4 protein-coding genes are annotated in these 4792 nt (G+C 50.0%); 1 reads left to right on the forward strand and 3 read right to left on the reverse strand.

The features are described 5' to 3' along the window. Positions 1 to 728, reverse strand: a 728-nt coding sequence (locus tag ACIQ0Q_RS09850) for a hypothetical protein (RefSeq protein WP_395772760.1), incomplete at its 3' end; no start/stop codon positions are given. Positions 729 to 1099: 371 nt separating this feature from the next. Between ACIQ0Q_RS09850 and ACIQ0Q_RS09855 the strand changes: the two genes are divergently transcribed. Next, the gene (locus ACIQ0Q_RS09855) at positions 1100 to 2362 is read left to right on the forward strand and encodes a CDP-glycerol glycerophosphotransferase family protein (protein ID WP_395772761.1); all 1263 of its coding nucleotides are present in this window, start codon (positions 1100 to 1102) and stop codon (positions 2360 to 2362) included. A 26-nt stretch (positions 2363 to 2388) separates the two neighbouring features. Here ACIQ0Q_RS09855 and ACIQ0Q_RS09860 read toward each other — a convergent pair whose 3' ends face one another. Further along, complete coding sequence (locus ACIQ0Q_RS09860; protein ID WP_395772762.1) at positions 2389 to 3486, reverse strand: DUF3048 domain-containing protein; 1098 nt, start codon at positions 3484 to 3486, stop codon at positions 2389 to 2391. Positions 3487 to 3505: 19 nt separating this feature from the next. Beyond that, the coding region (locus tag ACIQ0Q_RS09865) for an NAD-dependent succinate-semialdehyde dehydrogenase (RefSeq protein WP_395772763.1) at positions 3506 to 4792 on the reverse strand (1287 nt) is incomplete at its 5' end.

Raw genomic sequence — 4792 nt, forward strand, 5'->3', positions numbered from 1 at the left:
GGCACAGAACTGAACGCAAGGTTATCAGTAGTGTTGAGCGACCGATAAGTCGTAAGTCTTGCAAAGGCAGTTTCGTTTGCGACAGTTTCTAACCAGGTATGACCGCCGAAATTGTTATTGGCAATGTCTCCCTGATTGGAGATCGAGCCTCTCTCAGGGCTAGATATGACCGCCAACATTTGCGAAAGAGAAATGTTGTTGTATGCGTGATACTTTGCATCGGATACGAAATCTCGGGCTGGAGAACTCTCGTTTAGCACTGTGCTGTTGCTGGTGAAAAGGTTGCTCGTGTAGCCAAAGTTAGAGGTTCCGCGTGCACCTTTCATTAGAAGGATCCAATAACCACTGCCCCAAGAAGTAGAGGTGTCCATAACAACAAACACTTGCCTTGGAGTCCCCGCAACATTTAGCCAATAAACGGCGTTTGTGGTTGTTCCGTAGAGGTTGAATATTTCCTGCGGTGAGGTTGCTGGACATGAAGCGCTGCTACCTACGTGGCAGTTGGATGCATTCGCAGGAGCCTGTGGCACTCCAAAATTCATTACTAGCGAGAGAACGATTCCCGTACCCAGGGCTAGCGGGGCGTACCGTTTAGCCCTGTCAAAAATAGAGCGGCCTTTTGGCTGATTTTTGCTTCCGATGGTCGGTAGGAAGAGTCTGGGACTAAACAAACCCCCAGGCAGCACAAAGCCCTGAAGCAGCTGCTTCGCCTTGTGCAAAACCTTCATTTTTCTATTCCTTATCTATGGGCATACTCAGCCCTAAGAAATCGATATTTGGCTTGTTACAAGGATAAAGCCCCGAGTTTTCAAGGGTTTTGAGACAGGTAGCTAACCCCACATTTTGGGGCCCCCGAGGGCTCCAGCGTGCCTCAATTAAATAAATCTTTGGTCATTTTGGACCCCAAAAACTCGCCTTTTGGGGTCCAAAATGACCCCTTTCAGGGGTGGCCGTGGGCCTAGGCCCAGAAAGGCCTGGATTTAGAGGGTTAATGGGCCTATATCCCAGTGTTTTAGAGGGTTTTGGGGTTTGGGGTGGACAGGGGGCTGGGCTTTGTTAGCTTTGAGGGATGAAACCCATCAGAGTTGTGTTCCTAGGCATGTATTTCGAGGCCTGGGATGCCTTGGATGAGGTCTATCAGCTCATGGATCAAGACGACCGGTTCGATCCGGTCGTAATTTCGCTTCCAAGGAAGCTAACTGGGCAGCTTAGGTACGCAGATGAGGAAAAAGCCCATGGTTTTTTCGAAGCTAAGGGCATAAAGCACCTCAGATTCAACATGGGAGGTAGCGACAGCTCCAACCAAGAGGTGCTTGATGCCCTTAAGGAGCTAAAACCTGATTATGTTTTTGCAAATTACCCTTGGCAGAGAAATTATCAGCCCGCAATTCGCTTCGATAAGTTAACTTCTTTCACAAGACTGGCTTACGTTCCATATTTTTCTCTTGCAATGGTCGAAGAACCAGATGATGAGCCAGGTGGTGGGCAAGTTGGATCACTTGTTGCAACACATTTATACAAACAACGCCTTCACCAGGTTGCCTCTTTAGTTTTTACTCAAGACAAATTTGTTAAAGAAGCATACAAATCAACCGAACGCGGTGATTCTTACGTTCACTTCACCGGTTCACCAAAGATTGATGGTCTATTCAGAGAAGCAGAGCAAGGAAAAGCGTCTTGGCCAATCAAAGAGACAGGATTCAGGGTGGTGTGGGCACCACACCATTCCTATTCTCCTCACTGGTTGAACTTTGGAGTCTTCTCTAGAATCAAAGATGACATGTTGGCTTTTGCAAAAGCCAACCAAGACATTCAAATTGTTCTTAGACCCCATCCGTTTTTGTGGGGAACGCTAACCGATCGCAAAGTGATCGCTGTTTCTGAACTTGAAGCATGGCGAAATGCTTGGGCCGAGCTTCCAAACACCTTCGTTGATGAAGACGGTTCTTACGCTGAGTTGTTTTTGGCAACCGACGTGCTGGTCACCGATGGAATTTCATTCCTCGGTGAGTATCCGTTGATCACAAATAAGCCAACTATCTTTTTTGAAAACGAAGGTCACTGGCCATTCACTGCAATTGGTGAACTTGCAGCTGCAACATCAATCAAAGTTGCAACTTTTTCTGAACTTGAGGATGCAATTTCTTCTGCAAGGGCAAATGGTTTGCCCGATAAGGCAAAAGAGATTGAGCAGCTTGCCAAGGCAAGCTCCCCTTTCCCTGGGGAGGCCGCCAAAAGAATCCTCGAGCAGGTCTATCTTGATTTTGCAGGGCCCAACGGCCCTACAGCCCTTATAAACACTGGGGAGTTGACCGAGCTGCCCTGGGAGCTAGTTCCGGGCCGAGAGCCCTTTCAAGATTAGAAAAGCAGTCCCCAAAGAGAGTTTGTTTACTCGTCTTCAGTTGGTGTTGGGCTTGGTGCAGGCTCTGGGGACTTGATAGTGATTTTCGCTGGGTTTCCCATTAGCTCAATCCAAGTATTTCCAATTGCAAGTTTGATTGGAGCTCCTGCTTCATCAGTCAACTGAATTGGTGAGCTCTGAGAAGTCTTTGACCAGGTGCCCTTGACCCGTTTACCGTTGCTGAAAACCCATGCCATACCAGAATCAATCATTACGGTTCTTGGAATCGGACCGTACTTAGGGTCCTTGAACGAGTTGTCGGTCTTGGTTTGCATTACTACGACGTTGGTGGCGCGAATGATCTCGTTGCTTGCGGCGTCGATGTGCTGATCGCCGTCTTGTGATCTAACGAAGTAGCTGCCTTCGGCCTTCCAGCCGCTTTCGGCTTGTGGGTATTTGACCAGGAAGCTGATGGTTTCTTCGCCCATGTCGGTCGAAGGTGCTTCATAGCTCTCAGTAGCCTGATCAAAGCCCACCATCGGAAGCATGGCCTGTGGTGCCTTGAGGTGGTCGATATGCTGAGACTGAAGCAGTGCAACGTCAACCATCACGTTGTGCGGTGCCCCGCGAGACGAAAGTCTTGAAAAGCTGCCTTTGTCGTCTGATTGCTCTGTAGTTTCACTAGCCATGTACTGACCGGTGTCTTTCACTGCGTTTACAAACGGTAGTTGTCCGCCGGAAAAACAGAAAATGCCAGCAAGTGGTGCTGTGATGTCTGCATCCATTGGTCTAACCGAGCGAACAGGTCCTGCTTGGTCTACTGGTTGTGATTGCCAAACGGCAACAAGTCTTGTCAGACCAAATTCCACCATCTCAACAAAGACGATGTCGGCTTTGTTGAGGTTGAACTGAGGTCTTGCTGCCTCGACGTTGTCGATCTTGCATGCCACCGATGGTGCTGCGAAGGTCTCGGTGCCTGCGGCACCTTCTTCTAGAGTGAGACCTGTTAGAGGTGCAGTGACAAAAACCTTTGGCTCTGGTGTTGGGGTTTCAATCGCATCTGGTCTTGGCTCCGCACACCCCGCCAAAAGCAAAGTTGATACGGCGAGCAGGGAAAGGGACTTTAGGTAGGTTTTGGTTTTCACTTATCTATTGTTGTCCTGATTAGCTAACCATCGGGTCAGCAATGCCGACATAAACAGTTTCTAGGTATTCTTCGATACCTTCGAAGCCGCCTTCGCGGCCAAGGCCGGAGGCCTTGACTCCGCCGAATGGAGCTGCCGGGTTCGAGATCACACCTGCGTTCAGACCAAACATTCCAACTTCGAGGCGCTCGGCTAGGCGAAGGCCGCGGTTCAGGTTCTGCGTGAAGGCGTAGGCAATCAGACCATACTCGGTCGAATTAGCAAGCTTCACAGCTTCGTCCTCGGTCTTGAATGTGATCACGGGAGCTACTGGACCAAAGATTTCTTCTTTGAGAATTTCAGCGTTGGCCGGAACATCAGCCAAAACAGTTGGTGGGTAGAAATAGCCTTCACCGGAAGGAATTGCTCCTCCTGTTAGAACCTTGGCTCCCTTGGAAACGGCGTCTGAGACAAGTGCGTGAACACCGGCTCTGCTCTTTTCGTCAATCAGGGGTCCGATGTTGGCTCCGTCTTCGGTGCCGCGGGCAACCTTTAGTGCGGACATCTTCTCGGCAAACTTCTTTGAAAAGTCCGCAGCCACTGACTCGTGCACGATGAACCGGTTGGCTGCGGTGCAGGCTTCTCCCATGTTGCGAAGCTTGGCTGCCATTGCCCCTTCAACTGCCTTGTCTAGATCTGCATCTTCAAACACTAGGAACGGAGCGTTGCCGCCTAGTTCCATTGAGGTTCTAAGAACGCGATCTGCTGAGTCAGCAATCAGTCTTCGTCCAACACCGGTTGAACCAGTGAATGACAGTTTTCTAAGTCTTTCGTCCTTGATGATTGGCCCAGTGACTTCGCCTGCGCGGGTAGTTTGAACAACGTTGATTACACCCTTAGGAAGACCTAGGTCTTCCAACACCTTCACAAACAACATCGAGGTAAGTGGCGTAAGTGCTGCTGGCTTTAGCACCATGGTGCAACCAGCTGCGATGGCAGGAGCCATCTTGCGAGTTGCCATGGCAAGTGGGAAATTCCACGGGGTAATAAACAGGGAAGGTCCAACCGGGCGCTTTAGAACCATGATGCGGTTTTTGCCATCCGGTGCTGTTCCGTATCTGCCGGTGACCCTCACTGCTTCTTCTGAGAACCAGCGCAGAAACTCTGCTCCGTAGGCTACCTCTCCCTTGGCTTCGGCAAAAGGCTTACCCATCTCTAAAGACATAAGTAGTGCAAAGTCATCACTCATTGCGGTGACCTTTTCAAAGGCAGCTCGAAGGATTTCTGCTCGCTCGCGAGGAGCAGTCTTAGCCCAGGCTTCCTGGGC

Origin of the sequence: Arenimonas sp., assembly GCF_044348765.1 — a bacterium.
GTDB lineage: Bacteria > Pseudomonadota > Gammaproteobacteria > Xanthomonadales > Xanthomonadaceae > Arenimonas.